General features: G+C 67.8%; 16 protein-coding genes. 6 read left to right on the top strand and 10 right to left on the bottom strand.

Going from position 1 to position 17740, the window contains the following annotated elements:
• Positions 1–21: 21 nt before the first annotated feature.
• The 3 genes from zapE to KV110_RS02945 all read right to left on the bottom strand — a co-directional run bounded on the left by zapE (position 22) and on the right by KV110_RS02945 (position 2262).
• Positions 22–1020, bottom strand: coding sequence for a cell division protein ZapE (zapE, locus tag KV110_RS02955; protein WP_218473121.1), 999 nt, complete (start codon positions 1018–1020; stop codon positions 22–24).
• 119 nt (positions 1021–1139) lie between these two features.
• On the bottom strand, positions 1140–1604 hold the full coding sequence (locus tag KV110_RS02950; RefSeq protein WP_218473119.1) for an NUDIX hydrolase: 465 nt from the start codon (positions 1602–1604) through the stop codon (positions 1140–1142).
• A gap of 82 nt (positions 1605–1686) precedes the next feature.
• Complete coding sequence (locus tag KV110_RS02945) at positions 1687–2262, bottom strand: TetR/AcrR family transcriptional regulator (RefSeq protein ID WP_218473117.1); 576 nt, start codon at positions 2260–2262, stop codon at positions 1687–1689.
• Positions 2263–2354: 92 nt separating this feature from the next.
• Here KV110_RS02945 and KV110_RS02940 point away from each other — a divergent pair, with 92 nt between their 5' ends.
• Entirely contained in the window at positions 2355–3473 is a 1119-nt protein-coding gene (locus KV110_RS02940) for an agmatine deiminase family protein (RefSeq protein WP_218473116.1), read from the top strand.
• Positions 3474–3481: 8 nt separating this feature from the next.
• Here KV110_RS02940 and KV110_RS02935 read toward each other — a convergent pair whose 3' ends face one another.
• The 6 genes from KV110_RS02935 to KV110_RS02910 all read right to left on the bottom strand — a co-directional run bounded on the left by KV110_RS02935 (position 3482) and on the right by KV110_RS02910 (position 10480).
• Positions 3482–4660: a lipid-transfer protein gene (locus KV110_RS02935; protein WP_218473114.1), complete on the bottom strand. Its 1179-nt coding sequence runs from the start codon at positions 4658–4660 to the stop codon at positions 3482–3484.
• Entirely contained in the window at positions 4653–5072 is a 420-nt protein-coding gene (locus KV110_RS02930) for a MaoC family dehydratase (protein ID WP_218473113.1), read from the bottom strand. The genes KV110_RS02935 and KV110_RS02930 overlap by 8 nt, the downstream gene beginning before the upstream one ends.
• Positions 5069–5995: a bifunctional MaoC family dehydratase N-terminal/OB-fold nucleic acid binding domain-containing protein gene (locus tag KV110_RS02925; RefSeq protein ID WP_218478138.1), complete on the bottom strand. Its 927-nt coding sequence runs from the start codon at positions 5993–5995 to the stop codon at positions 5069–5071. Before KV110_RS02925 ends, KV110_RS02930 begins: the two co-directional genes overlap by 4 nt.
• Positions 5996–6040: 45 nt before the next feature.
• Complete coding sequence (locus KV110_RS02920; RefSeq protein ID WP_218473111.1) at positions 6041–7201, bottom strand: acyl-CoA dehydrogenase family protein; 1161 nt, start codon at positions 7199–7201, stop codon at positions 6041–6043.
• The gene (locus KV110_RS02915) at positions 7186–8250 is read right to left on the bottom strand and encodes an acyl-CoA dehydrogenase family protein (protein ID WP_218473109.1); all 1065 of its coding nucleotides are present in this window, start codon (positions 8248–8250) and stop codon (positions 7186–7188) included. Before KV110_RS02915 ends, KV110_RS02920 begins: the two co-directional genes overlap by 16 nt.
• 76 nt (positions 8251–8326) lie before the next feature.
• Positions 8327–10480 (bottom strand): acyl-CoA dehydrogenase family protein, encoded by a 2154-nt coding sequence (locus KV110_RS02910; RefSeq protein WP_218473107.1) that lies wholly within the window; start codon positions 10478–10480, stop codon positions 8327–8329.
• Between the two features lie 144 nt (positions 10481–10624).
• Here KV110_RS02910 and kstR point away from each other — a divergent pair, with 144 nt between their 5' ends.
• The 5 genes from kstR to KV110_RS02885 all read left to right on the top strand — a co-directional run bounded on the left by kstR (position 10625) and on the right by KV110_RS02885 (position 17104).
• The gene (gene kstR / locus KV110_RS02905; RefSeq protein ID WP_218473105.1) at positions 10625–11269 is read left to right on the top strand and encodes a cholesterol catabolism transcriptional regulator KstR; all 645 of its coding nucleotides are present in this window, start codon (positions 10625–10627) and stop codon (positions 11267–11269) included.
• A gap of 373 nt (positions 11270–11642) precedes the next feature.
• Positions 11643–14213: a trehalose-phosphatase gene (otsB, locus tag KV110_RS02900; protein WP_218473103.1), complete on the top strand. Its 2571-nt coding sequence runs from the start codon at positions 11643–11645 to the stop codon at positions 14211–14213.
• 184 nt (positions 14214–14397) lie between these two features.
• Positions 14398–15282, top strand: coding sequence for a metal ABC transporter solute-binding protein, Zn/Mn family (locus tag KV110_RS02895; RefSeq protein ID WP_218473102.1), 885 nt, complete (start codon positions 14398–14400; stop codon positions 15280–15282).
• A 104-nt stretch (positions 15283–15386) separates the two neighbouring features.
• On the top strand, positions 15387–16238 hold the full coding sequence (locus tag KV110_RS02890; RefSeq protein WP_246634672.1) for a metal ABC transporter ATP-binding protein: 852 nt from the start codon (positions 15387–15389) through the stop codon (positions 16236–16238).
• A 29-nt stretch (positions 16239–16267) separates the two neighbouring features.
• Positions 16268–17104, top strand: a complete 837-nt coding sequence (locus KV110_RS02885; protein ID WP_218478135.1) for a metal ABC transporter permease — start codon at positions 16268–16270, stop codon at positions 17102–17104.
• Positions 17105–17150: 46 nt separating this feature from the next.
• Here KV110_RS02885 and KV110_RS02880 read toward each other — a convergent pair whose 3' ends face one another.
• Entirely contained in the window at positions 17151–17672 is a 522-nt protein-coding gene (locus KV110_RS02880) for a hypothetical protein (RefSeq protein WP_218473094.1), read from the bottom strand.
• Positions 17673–17740 lie beyond the last annotated feature (68 nt).

Here is a 17740-nt window from a genome sequence, read left to right as displayed (position 1 = left end):
GGTCGTTCCCATGTTGCCCAACTAGCCGACACGGGTAGGCACGAATTGGGAAAGTTCACAAAGGCGACTGGCGAGTCGCGAAATATCGGGCACGCCGTGGACGCCGTCGACCAACTCCGCCAACGGGACCCGGGCCAGCACGGTGAGTTCACGATCCGCGTCGTACAGCACATCGACCAGGTTGACGAAACGCATCGCCCAGTCGGCCGGGACCTCGCTCAGGGGAGGTACGTCGGCTATGGTCCAGCGCGGAAAGCGTTGAGCCAGTTCAACATAGTCGGCGGCCGAGGTGGGGGCGCCGCACAGGGCGGCGAATTCGATGGTGAACGCGTCCCCCTCGATGGACCGGGCGCGCAGTTGGCGGGCACCGATCCGGACCGGCACCGCAGCTCCGTTGTCGCGGCTGCCCATGCCGTTCGGTATGCGTTCGTCAGCGGATTCGACATGGTAGCTCCCAGCAGCGAAACCTGTGCGGCGGGTGCGTGTTCCATGATCCGCCCGGGTGCGGTAGTCGAGCGGCCCGTCCAGCGAGACCACATCCAGATTCGCGCCGATGCGGGCGATCGTCGGCAGGAAGCGGTCGTGAAACAGCGGGTTCGGCAGCAGTTCCTCGGGCGGGTAATTCGACGTCACCACCAGCGTGATGCGGCGAGCGAACAAAACGTCGAGCATTCGAGCGATGAGCATCGCGTCGCCGATGTCGTGCACGTGGAATTCGTCGAAGCAGACCAGGCGTGCATCGCCGAGCAGGGCGGCGACGGCCGTATCGATAGAACCGGACGCATGGGCAGCCGCGTGCAGCCGGACAAAGAACTGATGAAAGTGAAAGCGGCGCTTACTATCCGACGCGACTCCGGCAAAGAACCGATCCATCACCATGGTCTTGCCCCGCCCTGGCCTGCCGTGCAGATAAATCCCCCGGTGCCGCCTGATCGGCCTACCCCGCCGATCCAGCAACCCCCGCAACCGCTCCGCCACCCGCACCTGATCCGGGTCCATCAGGACCTCACCGGCCTCCATGGCAACCTCCTCGTCCTCCACGTTTGTAGAGGCACCGAAGTGCGCGAAGCCAGAAAACGTGACACGGTCGACAGCCTCGGCGACCGCCCCGAATCAGTCGGCCTTACCGTGCTCGGCTGTCAACCCTCCGCGGAGGCCGTTGGGGTAACGGCGGGCCAGCCGCGTTCGCTGTAGGGGGTGCCGGTGAAGTGGGCGCGGATGCCTGCGGCGGGGTAGGGGATTATGGCGTCAGGGAGGGCGTCTAGTGGGAACCAGCGGAGTTCGTGGCAGCGGTCGGGTTCGCGGTTGGTGGGGGTGCCGGTCCAGTGGCTGGCTTCGAAGAAGAGGCCGAGGCGGGAATCTCGGCCGGCGGCGACCACGTGGGAGGTGTGGATGTGGCGCAGGTCGGCGGGGTCGATGTGGACGCCGGTTTCCTCGTTCGCCTCGCGGACCGCCGCGGCGGTCGCGGATTCGCCTGCCTCGAGTTTGCCGGCGGGCAGGTGCCAGAGGCCGTCGAATTCATCGTCGCTGCGGCGCTTGCTGAGCAGCAGGCGGCCGTCGCGGATGAGCAGGACGTGGACGTCGACCAGGTGCCGAGCGGTCATGGAGCTCCTCAGGTACGGCGATCGTGCCGAGACAAACTTACGCCGGGCGACATAGCGAACCGAATGCCGCGCACCCGCGGCCTCAGGACCGCAGGCCGAGTTCCAGCGGGACTGCGCCGCGCACCAATTCGCGGGCCCGGGCGAGTTCGAGGGTGCCGCTGAGCCAGCGCATGCTCACACCCTCGACCAGCGCGGTGAGGCGTTCGGCGGCATCGGCGGGCGCGATTTCGGCGGGGACGGCGCCGCGCTCCTTGGCGTCGCGGATCAGTTCGCTCAGATAGCCGGTCCAGCGGGCGGTGGCACCGCGGAGCTGGTCGCGCAACTCGGGCTGGAAGACGGCGGAGGCGCAGAATTCGCCCCACGCCGCGCTGTTCTCGATGACCAGCGGCGTGTCCTGAAGTTCGAGCAACAGCAGTTGTTCGAGATGGCCGACCGGGTCGACGTCGGGGTCGATGCCGGATTCGGTGTAGCGCTCGGCCCTGGCATTGATGAAATCGAGAGTCTGCGCCAGCAGTCCGGCGCGGTCCTTGAAGTGGTAGTAGATCAGCGAAGTGGACACACCGGCCGCCTCGGCCAGCTCCTCCACGCGTAAGCCACGGACACCGCGCTGCGCGACCACGCGAGCGGCCGACTCCAGGATCGAATCACGACGAGACATGCGGTCAATGGTACCGTGAGATCCTGACTGAAATTTCAGTCAGGATTTGCCGCCAGCATCATCGACTACCGGAGCCCGTGATGGAGAACCTCATGTCTCGCCGATCCGTCTTCAGCGTCCTTGCCGGAGCAGGCTTGCTCGCCGCGGGCGCCTCGGCATGCGGATCGGCCGAGCCGCCTGCCCCTGAGCAGGCGGGGCCCGGTGGTCGATTCGGCGCCGAGTGGGAGAGCCACGCGCGCACCTACATGGCGTGGCCCGCGCAGGAGGCGGTCTGGGGTCCCTACCTCGGCGATGTTCGTGCGGACATCGCGGGGCTGGCGCGCGCGATCGCCGAGTACGAGCAGGTGGTCATGCTGGCCAGGGACGACCAGCGCGACGCGGCTCAGCGTGCGTGCGGCAACGGCGTCGAAGTGATTCCGCTCGCGGTGGACGATCTCTGGGCCCGCGACACCATCCCCGTCTTCGTCGAGCAAGCGGGCAAGGTCGTCGGCGTCGACCTGAACTTCAGCGGCTGGGGCAACAAGCAGCCCCACGACAATGACGGCCCGCTCGGCCAGAAGCTGCTGTCGCGCTACCAGATTCCCCGCTACCAAGCGCCCTTCGTCTCCGAAGGCGGTGCGCTGGAAACCGACGGCCAGGGCACCCTGCTCGTCACCGAGAGCTCGATCGTCAACGACAATCGCAATCCCGGCAAGAGCCGCGACCAGCTCGAAGCCGAGTTGAAGCAGACCCTCGGCATCGAGAAGGTGATCTGGTTCGCCGGTGTCCGCGGCGAGGACATCACCGACGCCCACATCGACTGCCTGGTCCGCTACGTGGCACCCGGAATCGTGCTGCTGGACACCGCGTTTCCGGGGTCGCCCGCCGACTCGTGGTCACGCTCGGGTGACCAGGCGAGGCAGGTGCTCGCGCAGGCCACCGACGCGCGCGGACGCAAGCTCGAGGTCATCGACCTGCCCCAGCCCGATCCGGACCGGATCACCGGCGAGGGCGATGAGTTCGTGTCCAGCTACGCGAACTTCTATATCGCCAACGGCGCGGTGTTCCTGCCCGAATTCGGTGACCGGCGGGCCGACGACCGTGCGCAGGGCATCCTGCGGGATCACTTTCCGGGCCGGGACGTCGTCCCGGTTCCGATCGACGATATCGCCGCGGGCGGTGGCGGAATCCACTGCGCCACACACGATCAGCCGGGAACGCCGATCCGCTAGCTCACTCCTCAGTTCGCGCTGAGCACCAAGCCCGATGTCGGTACGCCGGTGCCCGCGGTGACCAGGATGTTCGCCAAGTTGTCCACAGGGTTCACGGAGGTACCGCGAATCTGCCTGACCGCCTCGGCGATTCCGTTCATCCCGTGGATATACGCCTCGCCGAGCTGTCCACCGTGGGTATTCAGCGGAAGCCTGCCGCCGACTTCGATCGCACCGTCGGCGATGAAGTCCTTGGCCTCGCCGCGGCCGCAGAAACCGAGTTCTTCCAGCTGCATGAGGACGAACGGGGTGAAGTGGTCGTAGAGGATGGCGGCTTGCATATCGGCTGGGCGCAAACCACTTTGCGCCCAGAGTTGGTCACCGACCAGGCCCATCTCCGGCAGTCCGGTCATGGCATCGCGGTAATAGCTGGTCATGACGTATTGGTCGGCGCCGGAACCCTGGGCGGCGGCGGTGATGACCGCGGCACGCTGTGGCAGATCGCGGGCCCGTTCGACACTCGTGACGACGATGGCGACACCACCGTCGGACTCCTGGCAGCAGTCCAGCAGGTGCAGGGGTTCGGCGATCCACCGGGAATTCTGATGGTCCGCCAGGGTGATCGGCTTGCCGTAGAAGAAGGCGGCCGGATTCACCGCGGCATGCTTGCGGTCGGCCACCGCGACTCGGCCGAAATCCGCACTGGTGGCGCCGTATACGTGCATATAGCGCCGCGCCACCATCGCGACCTGTGCGGCGGGAGTACCCAAACCTTGGGGATAAGACCAGCCCGCGTCGATCCCCGAGGAGGTGGGCGCGGTGGCAAGCGCGGTGGAGAACTGCCCGAACCGGGACACCGAGCGTTCGTTGAAGGCGCGGTAGGCCACCACCACATCGGCGACGCCGGTGGCCACCGCCATGGCGGCCTGCTGGATGGTGGCGCAGGCCGCGCCGCCGCCATAACCGATGTGGCTGAAGAACTTCAGCTGCGGGATGCCGACCGCGCGGGCGACGGCGGCCTGGGTGTTGGTGTCCATCGTGAAGGTGGTCAGGCCGTCGACATCGGCCGGTGTCAGGCCCGCGTCGGCCAGCGCGGCGGTGACCGCTTCGGCGGCCAGGCGCAATTCGCTGCGCCCGGAATCCTTGGAGAAGTCGGTGGCGCCGATGCCGACAATGGCCGCGCGGCCCGAGATGCTCGGCTCACTCATGCGAACTCCGGTACGCGATAACGGCTTTCGCCGTGATGTGGTCGCCGAGACGGTCCTTGCCGACCACGTCGATGTGGATGTCGTCGCCCTCGATGGCGCTTACCGTGCCGGTCAGCGTAAGCGTGTCACCGGCATACAGCGGCACGCCCAGGCGCAGCGCGATCGACTTCACCCGGGCGCGCGGCCCGGCCCAATCGGTGACGAACCGCTGCACCAGGCCGGTGTCGGTGAGGATATTGACGAAGATGTCCTTGGAACCGCGGGCGACCGCCTTGTCCCTGTCGTGGTGCACGTCCTGAAAGTCCCTGGTGGCCAGGGCCGTACTGATCACAAAGGTCGGATCGGCGGTGATCACCAGGTCGGGTAGCGTGGTGCCGATCTGGATCGAGGTCGGCTCGACAATCGCCGTCATGCCGTCACCTGCCAGAACGGCAGAGTGGCCGCGTCGTCGAGTTTCTCGAAACCCACCTGGACCGGGAGCCCGACCTGTACATCGGCGGGTTCGATACCGCGCAGTTCCCCGAGCATCCGCACCCCTTCTTCCAATTCGACGAGCGCGACGACGAACGGCAGTTGCCGCCCGGGCACTTTCGGCGCATGGTGCACGACGTAGCTGAATACCGTGCCGCGTCCCGAGGCAACCACGTAGTCGGTCTGTTCCGACTTGTCCTTCCACAGGGCCGGAATCGGTGGATGCCGCAGCGAGCCGTCCGGTAACCGCTGGATCCGCAGCTCCCCCGCTTTCGTTCCCGCCCAGAAGAACTCGGTATCCAACGAGACCAGCGGCGTGACCCGTTCCCCCGCAGGCGCTTCCGGCGCGGGACCGGTGCCGGGTGCGAATTTCAGCAACCGGAACAACATTTCGGCGACGACCTCGTCACCGACTTGCCAGCTGGTCTGGAAGGTGATGAACCAGCCCTCCCCCAGCGCGGTCCGCTTCGGACCGCGGATGTCGGACAACCGGCTGGTCACCGACACCTGCTCGCCGACGTTGAGGTACCGGTGATAGGTCTGCTGACAATCGGTCGCGACGACCGAGGTGTACCCGGCGGCATCGAGCAGCTCGGTCGCCTTGCCCATCGGATCGTCGTCCGGGCGGAAACCGTTGAGCCCGAACATGGTCCATACCTGCGCCATCGCGGGCGGCGCCACGATGCCGGGGTGCCCGGCATCCCTGGCGGCCGCCTCGTCGACGTAGATCGGATTGGTATCGCCCAGCGCCTCCACCCAGTTGTTGATCATCGGCTGGTTCACCGGGTCGCGCCCGAGACGCGGCGCGCAATCACCGGCCGCCTTGATCCGTTCGGCCTCGGCGACTATCGCTTCCGGACTGATGGTTTCCGGCACGCGCGGCTCCTTCTCGACTTGCACTGCCTGTAGCTATCTAGGTACTCGCGGCAACCGCAGCCCGGCCGTGGCGACCAGTTCGCGCATCACCTCGTTGACGCCGCCGCCGAAGGTCACCACCAGGTTCTGTTTGGTCCGCCGATCCAGCCAGGTGAGCAGCTCGGCGGTGCCCGGTTCGGCGGGATCGCCGTAGCGCCCGACGATCTCCTCGGCGAGCCGACCGGCTTCCTGCAGCGATTCGGTGGAGAACACCTTGGTGGCCGACGCGTCGGCGATCACGCTGGACTGATCGCCGTCTACGGTCGCGGCCACCTGCCAGTTCAGCAGCTCGTTCAACCGGACCATGGCGTGGATGCGGCCGAGTGAGCGGCGCACATCGGTTTCGCCGAGCACGCCGCGCGGCTGCGCCCAGTCGCGCACCCGATCGTAGAGCTGCTCGATCTTGCCGGACGGGCCGAGGCTGACCCGCTCGTGGTTGAGCTGGGTGGTGATCAGCCGCCAGCCCGCGTTCTCCGCACCGACCAGCATGTCCGCGGGCACCCGGACGTCGTCGAAGTAGGTCGCGTTGGTGTGATGCGCACCGTCGCAGGTGATGATCGGCGTCCACGAGTAGCCGGGATCGGTGGTGTCGACGATCAGGATGGTGATGCCACGGTGCCGGGACTCGACCGATCCGGTGCGGCAGGCCAGCCAGATGTAATCGGCCTCGTGCGCGCCGGTGGTGAAGATCTTCTGCCCGTTGACAACCCAGTCACCGGAGTCGTCACGCACGGCCGAGGTCCGCAGCGAGGCGAGGTCGGTGCCCGCCTCCGGTTCGGAGTAGCCGATCGCGAAATGGATATCGCCGGACAGGATTCCGGGGAGAAACTTGTCCTTCTGCACGTCGGTGCCGAACTGCTGCAGGGTCGGGCCGACCGTCAACAGGGTGACCAGCGGCAGCGGCACATCCGCCCGCACCGCCTCGTTGAAGAAGATCTGCTGTTCGACGGGGCCGAAACCCTGTCCACCGTACTGCTTGGGCCAGCCGACGCCGAGCCAGCCGTCGCGACCCATCCGGCGCACCACCTCGCGGTAGGCGTCGCCGTGCCGGTTCACCGCCATCGCGGCTTCCTCGTCGGGTGTGACGAGATCGGCGAAGTAGGAGCGCAATTCGTCGCGTAGCCGACGCTGCTCGGTGGTCAGGTCGATGAACATCTGGCCCCCAATCGATCTAGTCGGAACGATGCGCCGCCGAGCCAGCGAGCGATGTCCTTGGCTTGTGAGTAGTAGCGGTGCATCGGGTGGGTGATGTCCACGCCGAGACCGCCGTGCAGGTGATGACACTTCTGCATGGCGGCGGGTAGGTCCGCGGCCACGCTGTAGGCGAGGACGTCGAGATCGTCATCGATCCGGGCCTGGTGCTCCGGGCTGGAATCCTGCTGTGCCAGCGCCCAATTCGCCGACACGGCGGCGACATGCAGGGTGCGCGAGACGACGTAGAGGTCGGCGATCTGCTGGGCGACGGCCTGGAATTCGGCAAGCGGCCTGCCGAATTGGCGCCGCGTTCGCAGATGCTCGGCGGTCAGCACGAGCGCGCCCTTCAACAGACCGTCCGCGACGGCGCCGATCGATGCCAGTGCCAACCGGTGTAGCTCCGCGAGCCCACCGGGCAGCAGCTGATCGGCCGGGATTCGCACCCGATCGAGTCGCACGGTGCATTCGGGAATACCGCCGGACACCGGGGACGGTACCCGGATCAACCCCTTGGCATCCGAATCGATCAGCGCGATACCGGAATTGGTCGGGATCAGCAGCCAACGGGCCTCCTCCGCGTAGGGCACCGCGACCTTGTGACCGGTGATCCGCACCGAATCGCCGTCCGCGACGGCCGCTGTCTCCGGCTTGACCGCGAACGGCGCGGCCGGTTCGCTCAATGCCGCGGTGAGCACCGCGCCCTTGGCCACCTCGGGGAACACCCGCTCGGCGACGCTGTCCGGCAGCAGCGACAACAGCGGCAGCAGCCCGAAGCCCAGCGTCGGCAGGGCGGGCACCGCGACGGCGTCGGTCGCCAGCTCGGTCAGCAGCACCGACACCTCGGGCAAGCCCATGCCGTCGCCGCCGAAGCGTTCCGGCAGTGCGACCGACAGCAGCCCGCTCTCGACCAGGCTCGGCCACAACGCGATATCGCGTGCCGGTTCCCGCTCCAATAAACTCACGACGACCTCGGCCACCGCGTCCTGGCCCTCGTCCCTGGTGAAGTCCACGCTTACTCCAATTGACTCAGTATCGCTCCGCGATTCGATGGGGGGTGGCGGTCGGGCGGCGGGGGGGCTTGGTCGACTAGCTGTTGGTGTCGCGTGGTAGCCCGAGAATCCGCTCGCCTGCCACGGTCAGCAAGATCTGTTCGGTACCGCCTGCAATCGATAAACAGCGTGTGAGCAGGAATTCTTTTACCACCTCGGAGTCCTGTGCACCGGCGGGACCTGCCGTCTCCACGGCGAATTCCGCAACCGCCTGACGATGCCGGACGCCGACGAGTTTGCGCACGCTGCTCTGTGCGCCGGGGTCGCCGCCCGCCAGCATCTTGACGGCGGCGCGCTGCTCGAGCAGCAGACCGGCGATGGCTTCGGCGACGAACCCGCCGAGCCGGTCGTTCAGCAGTTCCGCACCCGGTCCGGTGGCGGGCGACTTCGCGATCAGTTCCTCCAGCACCGGCCCGATGCCGTTGCCGCCCATGGCCACTCGCTCGGTCGACAGCGTGGAGCGCGCGATCTTCCAGCCATTGTTCAGCGCACCGACCAGGCAGTCGTCCGCGACGAAGACATCGTCGAGGAACACCTCGCTGAATCGCGCCTCGCCGGTGATCTGTACCAGCGGACGCACTTGCAGGCCCGCACTGCGCATGTCGACCAGGAAATAGCTGATGCCACGATGTTTCGGCACGTCGGGGTCGGTGCGTGCCAGGCAGATCGCCCAATTCGCCCGGTCGCCCAGCGAGGTCCATACCTTCTGACCGCGAAGCAACCAGCCGCCGTCCACCTTCTTGGCGGTGGTGCGCAACGCGGCGAGATCGGACCCGGCTTCCGGTTCGCTGAACAGCTGACACCACACGACCTCACCGCGCAGCGTCGGCCAGGCGAAGCGGTCGATCTGTTCCTGCGTGCCGTGCTGTAGCAGCGTCGGCACGGCCCAGCCGCCGATCGCCAAGTCGGGCGCGGTCAGCCCGGCGCGCCGCAGTTCTTCCGAAATCAGCAGGCCGGTCATCGGATCAGCGCCGCGACCGTACGGCGGCGGCCAGTGCGGAGTCGCGAGACCCGCTTCGACCAGCGCTGTCCGCTGCTGGTCGGCGGGCAGCGCGGCGATCCGCGCGACCTCCGTCGCCAACTCGTCGACACTGCTACCGTCCACGGCCGCAACACCTTCGGCGGCGAAGACCCGATCGGCGCCGGTGGTGCGCCGCTGACCCGCGCGGGTCAGTTCGGTCACCCTGGCGCGCCAGCGCGCGGACCCACCGAGCAACTGCCGCAACGCCACCGCCCGGCGCAGGTACAGGTGCGCGTCGTGCTCCCAGGTGAAGCCGATGCCGCCGAGCACCTGAATGCAGTCCTTCGCGGTATCGACCGCGGCATCCAGCGCGATCGCCGCGGCGATCGCCGCAGCGACCGGCAGTTCCGCGCCACCCTCGTCCACGGCGGCCGCGGCGTCGGCCGCGACGGCACGGATCAGCTCGGCCCGGCAGAGCATCGTGGCGCAGAGATGCTTGACCGCCTGGAACGCGCCGATCTTGCGCCCGAATTGCTCACGCACCTTGGCGTATTCGACCGCGGTGTCCAGGCACCAGCCGGCCAGCCCCGCCAGCTCGGCGGCGGCCAGCACCACGACCAGATCCTCGACCGCGTGCGGTGCCGTGAATATCTGATCGGCGGATACGCGGACGTCGGCGCAGTGCACCCGAGCTATCGGCGTACTCAGGTCGAGCGGCGAAAGGGGTTCCACCCGAAGCCCTTCGGCGTCCGGCGCGACCACCACCCATCGCTGACCCTGCGGTAAGGAAACCGGAAGCAGCACGGCTGTTTCCGGTGCCGCGCCGAGCACGGAATCCCAGGTACCCGTGAGCAACAACTCGTCGGCTGCGGCGGGTACGCTGACCTCCGCTCCGACAACGAAGTCGAGCGCGACGCCGCACGGTAGTTGCTCGTCGAGCCGTCCCGCGGTGATCAGATTGGCCAATGCCGTGGTCAGCACGGGCCCGCCGACCAGGTCGTGCGCGGCCTGCTCGACCAGCACGGCGAGATCGGCCACCGACCCGCCCGCGCCACCGGCGTCCTCGGCGACGGCGACGCGGAAGATGCCGAGCTCGGCGAGGCCGGGCCAGTACGCGCGCCAGAAGGAACTCGGATCGGTTCGCATTGTTGCAATTGGACGCACCGAACCGGCCCATCCGCGCATCGACTCCTGGACGGCTTTATGCTCGTCAGTGGTGGCGATGGTCACACTCCGTACCGCCTTCCCGGCGTGACTCCCACACCTAGAACATGTTCTAATATCCTAGCTGTGCGGAAGTCAAGAGACGACCGCCGAGCCGAACCGATACTCGGGCCAGTACACGAACGACGTTTCCGGAAAGGACTCTCATCAATGGCCAGTCCCTCCCGATCGCAGCCGGCCGACTCGACCGCTCCGGCTACCGCGACGGTCACGACGCTCAGCGAAGACGAGTTGAGCTCTGCCGCGCAGCGGGAACGGCGTAAGCGCATCCTCGATGCGACGCTGGCGCTGGCCTCGAAGGGCGGCTACGACGCGGTGCAAATGCGCGCGGTGGCCGAACGTGCCGATGTCGCAGTCGGGACGCTGTACCGGTATTTCCCCTCGAAAGTGCACCTGCTGGTCTCCGCGCTGTCCCGGGAATTCGAGCAGATCGAAGGCAAGCGCAAGCCGCTTGCCGGCCAGTCGCCGCAGGAGCGGATGCATCTGCTGCTCACCCAGATCACCCGGATGATGCAGCGCGACCCGCTACTCACCGAGGCGATGACGCGGGCGTTCATGTTCGCCGACGCATCGGCGGCGGCCGAGGTGGATCGGGTCGGCAAGGTAATGGATCGGGTCTTCGCCCGCGCCATGAACGACGGCGAACCCACCGAACGTCAGCTGGCCATTGCCAGGGTGATCAGCGATGTCTGGCTGTCGAACCTGGTCGCCTGGCTGACCCGACGCGCCTCCGCGACCGACGTGACCGAGCGCCTTGAACTGACCGTCGACCTTCTGCTCGGCGACCGCGCTTAGTATTCGGACACCCAGCGCATACCCGGCAAATTCGGGTCGCCTGTCGCCGCGGTGCCGAAAATCACAATCGCACCGGCAGCACGGCAGTCCCGCTGAATTCATGGCCGCACCGGACGCGCGCCGAGACCGGGTAACACGAGTTTTGCACGCTGCCCGCGACCCGGCCCGCGTCGGCGTGCGCGCAGCGCAGCCACCGAACTGACCAGTCCTGGCCGCTCGGACGCGCGATCGGTGCGCCAACGCGCGCGCCGACGGGAAGTCACGAAGAATTGGACGCAACGCACGCACAGCGGCGGGCGTCGGTGCGGCGAATTCAACCCAGTATTGTTCTGCCCGCCCCTGAAAAAACTCCTCCGATCACTAGGTTGGATGCGTGAGCGCACAGGATCTGCCACTGGAACTTCGTCGTGCACTGTCGACGGTCGCGCGCGTGCCACGACTCTTGGTCGCATCGGACTACGACGGGACGCTTGCGCCCATCGTGTCCGACCCGGCGAAGGCCTTTCCGCACCGGGAATCGGTGAGCGCGTTACGCGCGCTCGCCGGTCTCACCGGCACGACCGCCGCGGTCATTTCCGGCCGCGCGCTGCGGGACCTGGCCGCGTTGTCGCGACTGCCGGTCGAGGTGCAGCTGATCGGTAGCCATGGCTCGGAATTCGACGTCGGTTTCGTGCACGCCATCGACAACGACGCCAAACACCTGCTGCAAGAGGTGCAAACCGCGCTGACCCAGGTCGCCGCGGACAACCCCGGCGTCACCGTCGAGATCAAACCGGCCAGCGTCGCGCTGCACGTGCGCAACGCCAGCCCGGAGATCGGGCACCGGGCGTTGACCCAGGTCCGGCAGGGTCCGGCGTGCTGGTTCGGCGTGCAGGTGACCGAGGGCAAGGCCGTCATCGAACTGGCCGTGGTGCAGACCGACAAGGGGACCGCCCTCGACACCATCCGGCATCAGGCCGGCGCGTCGGCCGCGGTGTTCTTCGGTGACGACGTGACCGACGAGAAGGCCTTTCGTGTGCTGTCCGGTCCCGACCTCGGCATCAAGGTCGGCGACGGCGACAGCCTGGCCAAGTTCCGGGTGGAGAGCACCGAGGCGGTGTCCTGCGCACTGGCGTTCCTGCTGGAGGAGCGGCGCACCTGGCTGGCCGGTGCGAGCGCGCCCCGGATCGAGCGACTGACCATGCTGGCCAGCCCGCGCTCGGTGGCGCTGCTCACCCCCGACGCGACGGTCACCTGGTTCTGTCACCCGGAGCCGGATTCGGCCGCGGTGTTCGCGCACCTGCTCGGCGGACCGCAGGCCGGGCACTTCACCATCGAGCCGGAACGGCCGGGCCTGCCGCTCTCGCAGCGCTACATCGACAGCACCATGACCGTCGAAACCCGTTGGGCCAAGCTGCAAGTGGTCGACTACCTGCCGCACGATGTGTCGCCGACCCGCACCGACCTGACCCGGGTGATCACCGGTGACGCCAAGGCCGTCGTAACCTTCGCGCCGCGACCGGAATTCGGTCAGGTGCCGGTGAGCATCGAGGCAACGGAGAACGGCCTGCGGGTGCTCGGCACCAACGATCCGACGGTGCTGCGCTCCCCCGGACTGTCCTGGGAGATCATCAGCGACGGCACCCACGATTCCGCGCGCGCTGTGGTCGACCCGTCGAAGGGCCCGATCGTGCTGGAAATGCGGTGCGGCACCGCCGATCTCAAGCCCGCGAAAACCAGTGAGCTGGAGCGTCGGCGGCAGGCGGAGAGTTACTGGTCGCAGTGGGCGAGCACGTTGCAGCTGCCGCCGCTGAAGCCGGATCTGATGAAGCGCTCGGCGCTCACTCTGCGCGGCCTGGTGCACGCCCCCTCCGGTTCCATCCTGGCCGCTGCCACCACATCGCTGCCGGAAGACATCGGCGGCGTGCGCAACTGGGACTACCGGTACTGCTGGCTGCGCGACGCGTCGCTGACCGCGCAGGCACTGGTGTCGCTCGGCTCGCTCGACGAGGCCGAGCAATTCCTGGACTGGGTGCACACGGTGCTGGAAACGCTGCCCGGCCCGGAGCGGCTGCACCCGCTGTACACGCTGTACGGCGAGACGCTGCCGCCGGAGGCCGTGATCGACCAGCTGCCTGGGTACGCGGGTTCGCGCCCGGTGCGCGTCGGCAACGCGGCCAACATGCAGGTGCAGCTGGACGTGTTCGGTCCGATCGTGGATCTCATCGCCAGCCTGTCGCACGCCCGCGAGCTCCAGGGCGTCACCGATCCGGCCGCGGCGCTGCCGGACGCGGACTGGGAACTGGTGCGCGCCATGGTCGCCGCGGTGCAGCGGCGCTGGCAGGAACCCGACCACGGCATCTGGGAGATCCGCGGCAACCCGCGCCACCACGTGTACTCGAAGGTGATGGGCTGGCTGACCGTCGACCGGGCGATCACGCTGGCGCAGAAGTTCGCCCGCGAGGTCGACCCGGCCTGGACGGTGCTGCGCGACACCATCGCCGACGAGGTGAAGTCCAAGGGTTGGAACGACGAGGTCCAGTCGTTCACCGCCGCCTACGACGGCACCGACCTGGACGCGGCGACCCTGCACATCGGGCTGAGCGGACTGATCGATCCGTCCGATCCGCGCTTCGCCGCGACCGTCGTCGCGACCGAGGCCGAATTGCGCAGTGGCTCAACGGTGTACCGGTACCACCACGACGACGGCCTGCCCGGCGGCGAGGGCGGCTTCCACCTCTGCGCGGCCTGGCTGGTCGAGGCGTACCTGCTGATCGGCAAGCGCTCGGACGCCGAGGCGCTGTTCGCCCAGCTGGTCGATGTCGCGGGGCCGACCGGTCTGCTCAGCGAGGAGTACGACCCGGTTGCCGAACGTTCGCTCGGCAATCACCCGCAGGCCTACAGCCACCTCGGTCTGCTGCGCTGCGCCCAGCTGCTGAGCCATCCGGTGGAGGCGCTGGTCTAGAAGGTTCCATAACTTGTCCCGGGCCCGTCGACGGCCGCGCGCACGCGCGTCCCGGTCGGCGGGCCCGGGCTCGTCTCCGCTGCGTGCGCTTGCTAAAGTAAAACAGAAACCATTTCCATTAAGCTGCGTTGTGTCACCCGCTCGAGTGCGTCACCAGCTGTTGAGCGCCACAGGAGTACCCCGCGTGAAGACAAGCCTTGCCATTCGGTTAGCCGGCGTCGCCGTGGGGGCCGTTGCCACACTCTCGCTCACCGCCTGCGGCAGCAGCTCCGGTGATTCGGGGAAACCCTCCGTCGTCGCCTCCACCGACGTCTGGGGCAATATCGCCGCCACCATCGCGGGACCGGACGCCGAGGTCGAGTCCATCATCACCGACCCGTCCGCCGACCCGCACTCGCACGAGACCTCGGCGGTAGAGTCCGCCAAGCTGCGCGACGCGGATCTGGTCGTCTACAACGGCGGCGGCTACGACGAGTTCGCCGAGAAGGCCGTGGCCGGTCGCGACAAGCGCACCGTCGATGCCTTCGAATCCCGTCCGAACAAGGACGACGAGAACGAGCACGTCTTCTACGACATCAACACCGTCGCCGCGGTCGCCGATCGGATCGCCACCAGCCTCGGCGAGCTCGCCCCCGATTCCGCCGCCGCCTTCACCGAGCGCGCCACGACCTTCAAGACCCAACTGGCCGGGATCACCGCCATTGCGGGCAAGCTCGCCGCCGAGCACCCGAAGACGCCGGTGCTGCAGACCGAGCCGCTGGCGCACTACCTGCTGCTCGCCGCCGGTGTCGAGGATCGGACGCCGCACGAGTTCCAGGAGGCGGTCGAGCAGGAGACCGATCCGGCCCCCGCCGCGGTCGCCGCGACCCGGGAGTTGCTGACCGGCAAACAGGTTCGCGCCCTCGTCTACAACGTGCAGACGCAGGACAAGATGACCAAGGAGCTGCGCTCGGTCGCCCAGTCCAGCGGCCTTCCCATTGTCGAGGTGACCGAAACCATGCCCATCGGGGTCGATTACATTCAGTGGCAGACCAAGAACGCCGAGGCGCTCGCCGCGGCGTTGCGTTGACCAGTACCGCAACGAACCAGGGAGCCGCGCTGACCGAACACACCGAACGGGCGCGGCAGGCACTCGCGTACGGCACTTCGGCGGTCCGGCTCGACGGAGGCCGGTTGTCGTTCGGCGACCGCACGCTCTGGCAGGACTTGGACCTCGACGTGGCGCCGGGCGAATTCGTCGCGATCCTCGGGCCCAATGGCTCCGGCAAGACCTCGCTGTTGAAGGTGCTGCTCGGTCAGCTCGGACTCAGCGCGGGCACCGCCGAGATCGCGGGAGCGCCCGCGCGGACCGGCAACCCCGATATCGGCTATGTGCCGCAACAGAAGACGATCGACGCCGGGGTGCAGTTGCGCGGCGTCGATCTCGTCGGCTTGGGCTTCGACGGCCACCGCTGGGGTCTCGGGCTCCGGGCACGGGCCGAGCGCAGGCGCCGGGTCGCCGCCGCCATCGCCGATGTCGGCGCGGAGCAGTTCGCCGATGCTCCGTTGGAGACCATGTCCGGCGGCGAGCAGCAGCGGCTGCGGGTGGCCCAGGCGCTTGTCGGTGATCCGAAGGTGCTGCTCTGTGACGAACCCCTGCTCAGCCTGGACCTGGCGAACCAGCGGCTGGTCGCCGAGCTGATCGACCAGCGCCGGCGAAGCCATGGCACCGCCGTGCTTTTCGTGACACACGAGATCAATCCCATTCTGCCGCTGGTGGATCGGGTGCTGTACCTGGTGGACGGCAAGTTCCGGATCGGCACTCCCGAGGAAGTGATGACCTCGGCGGTGCTGTCGGAGCTGTATCAGACCGAGGTCGATGTGCTGCGGGTACGCGGGCGGCTGGTGGTCGTCGGGACCGGGGACACGATGGACGCCCTCGGTACCGCGGGGGCGCACTGCCACGGTGACGCGGGCGACGGGTATCGCGCCGAAGCCCCGGTGGTCACCGGCGTCGAATCGGATCCGCGTGGGGTTCGCCAGTGATCGACAAACTGTCCGGCGTCGTCGAGAAGATGTTCGATTTCACTACCACCGCGAACCTGTTGTCCTACGACTTCGTGCAGCAGGCCGTGCTCGCCGCCGCGCTACTCGGGTTGCTGTCCGGGGTGATCGGGCCGCTGATCATCAGCAGGCAGATGTCGTTCGCGGTGCACGGCACCAGCGAGCTGTCGCTGACCGGCGCCGCCGCGGCCCTGCTCGCGGGAATCGGCGTCGGCGTCGGCGCCATCGCCGGGTCCGTGGTGGCGGCCGTGCTCTTCGGATTGCTGGGGACGCGTGCCAGAGAACGCGATTCGGTGATCGCGGTAGTGCTGTCGTTCGGGCTCGGACTGTCCGTGCTTTTTCTGTGGCTCGGCCCGGACCGGGCCGGGTCGAAGTTCTCGCTGCTGACCGGACAGGTGGTCAGCGTCGGCAACAGCGGCATCACGCTGCTCGCGGTGTGCACCGTCGGCGTGCTCGCGGTGCTCGCGATCGTGTACCGGCCCTTGCTGTTCGCCAGTTCCGATCCGGAAGTTGCGGTGGCACGCGGCGTTCCGGTGCGCGCCCTCTCGATCGTCTTCGCGGTGTTGCTCGGTATCACGGCGGCGTTCGGGGTGCAGATCGTCGGCGCGTTGCTGGTGCTCGCCCTGTTGATCACGCCTGCCGCCGCGGCCGCGCAGCTGACCGCGAATCCGGTGCGGGCCACCATGCTCGCGGTGGTCTTCGCCGAAATCGCCGCGGTCGGCGGCATTCTGCTGTCGCTGGCACCGGGCGTTCCGGTGTCGACCTTCGTCACCACGATCTCGTTCCTGATCTATCTGGTCTGCCGAGTCGTCGGTACGCGGCGTCGCCAGGTGGCCCGCGCGCGTTGACAATTCAGCAGGCCCGGTGTCCGTGGGGACACCGGGCCCGTTCGAATCAACCTGCGAGTAGTGCGATCAGGACCAGCAGCGAGCCGCCGAAAACAACTGCGTGCCTGGCGTTCTGCAGGTAAGGCATGACCCAGCGCGGGAAGGCGCCTTCGGCCGCCGCGAGCAGGGCGCGGGCGTCGACACGGCGCAGTTCGGGGTCGTTCTTGCGCTGGAAGGCGGCCTGCACCGACTTCGCCGCGGTCACGTTGGTGTACAGGATCACGACGTTGCCGAGCAGCACGATCGACTGGAAGACCCAGGACAGGGTTGCGCCCCACTGGTTTCCGGCCAGGTTCAGCGCCGCCAGGACGGTCATGACCAGGGCGACGGCGACCGGAACGGCGGTCTCGTGGCCGCCAGCGTCGAACCGCATGTTGTGCTCCGCCAGCACCGTGGTGCGCACGCCCTGGCGAGACAGTTCGGCCTCGGCGGCGGCCTTCGCGGCGGCGCCGTACCGGTGGCGCACCATCGGGATGCTGACGAAGGCGAGGGCGATCAGCAGCTGGGCGAAGGCGGCGGCGGTCATCATTGCGGTTCTCCTCATCGGGTGGTTCGGCGAGGTCCGGTAGGTCCCTCGTTCGCGTTGACCCAACGATG

Origin of the sequence: Nocardia iowensis, assembly GCF_019222765.1 — a bacterium.
Classification (GTDB): domain Bacteria; phylum Actinomycetota; class Actinomycetes; order Mycobacteriales; family Mycobacteriaceae; genus Nocardia; species Nocardia iowensis.
Note: the sequence above shows the minus strand (reverse complement) of the source record. Positions and strands in the feature narration are given on the sequence as shown.

Excerpts from the sequence above, each read along its gene's own strand:
- kstR (WP_218473105.1), top strand. The coding sequence starts at position 10,625 with ATGGCCAGTCCCTCCCGATCGCAGCCGGCCGACTCGACCGCTCCGGCT.
- KV110_RS02885 (WP_218478135.1), top strand. The coding sequence starts at position 16,268 with ATGTTCGATTTCACTACCACCGCGAACCTGTTGTCCTACGACTTCGTG.
- KV110_RS02940 (WP_218473116.1), top strand. The coding sequence starts at position 2,355 with ATGTCTCGCCGATCCGTCTTCAGCGTCCTTGCCGGAGCAGGCTTGCTC.
- KV110_RS02930 (WP_218473113.1), bottom strand. The coding sequence starts at position 5,072 with ATGACGGCGATTGTCGAGCCGACCTCGATCCAGATCGGCACCACGCTA.
- zapE (WP_218473121.1), bottom strand. The coding sequence starts at position 1,020 with ATGGAGGCCGGTGAGGTCCTGATGGACCCGGATCAGGTGCGGGTGGCG.
- KV110_RS02935 (WP_218473114.1), bottom strand. The coding sequence starts at position 4,660 with ATGAGTGAGCCGAGCATCTCGGGCCGCGCGGCCATTGTCGGCATCGGC.
- KV110_RS02950 (WP_218473119.1), bottom strand. The coding sequence starts at position 1,604 with ATGACCGCTCGGCACCTGGTCGACGTCCACGTCCTGCTCATCCGCGAC.
- KV110_RS02880 (WP_218473094.1), bottom strand. The coding sequence starts at position 17,672 with ATGATGACCGCCGCCGCCTTCGCCCAGCTGCTGATCGCCCTCGCCTTC.
- KV110_RS02945 (WP_218473117.1), bottom strand. The coding sequence starts at position 2,262 with ATGTCTCGTCGTGATTCGATCCTGGAGTCGGCCGCTCGCGTGGTCGCG.
- KV110_RS02920 (WP_218473111.1), bottom strand. The coding sequence starts at position 7,201 with ATGTTCATCGACCTGACCACCGAGCAGCGTCGGCTACGCGACGAATTG.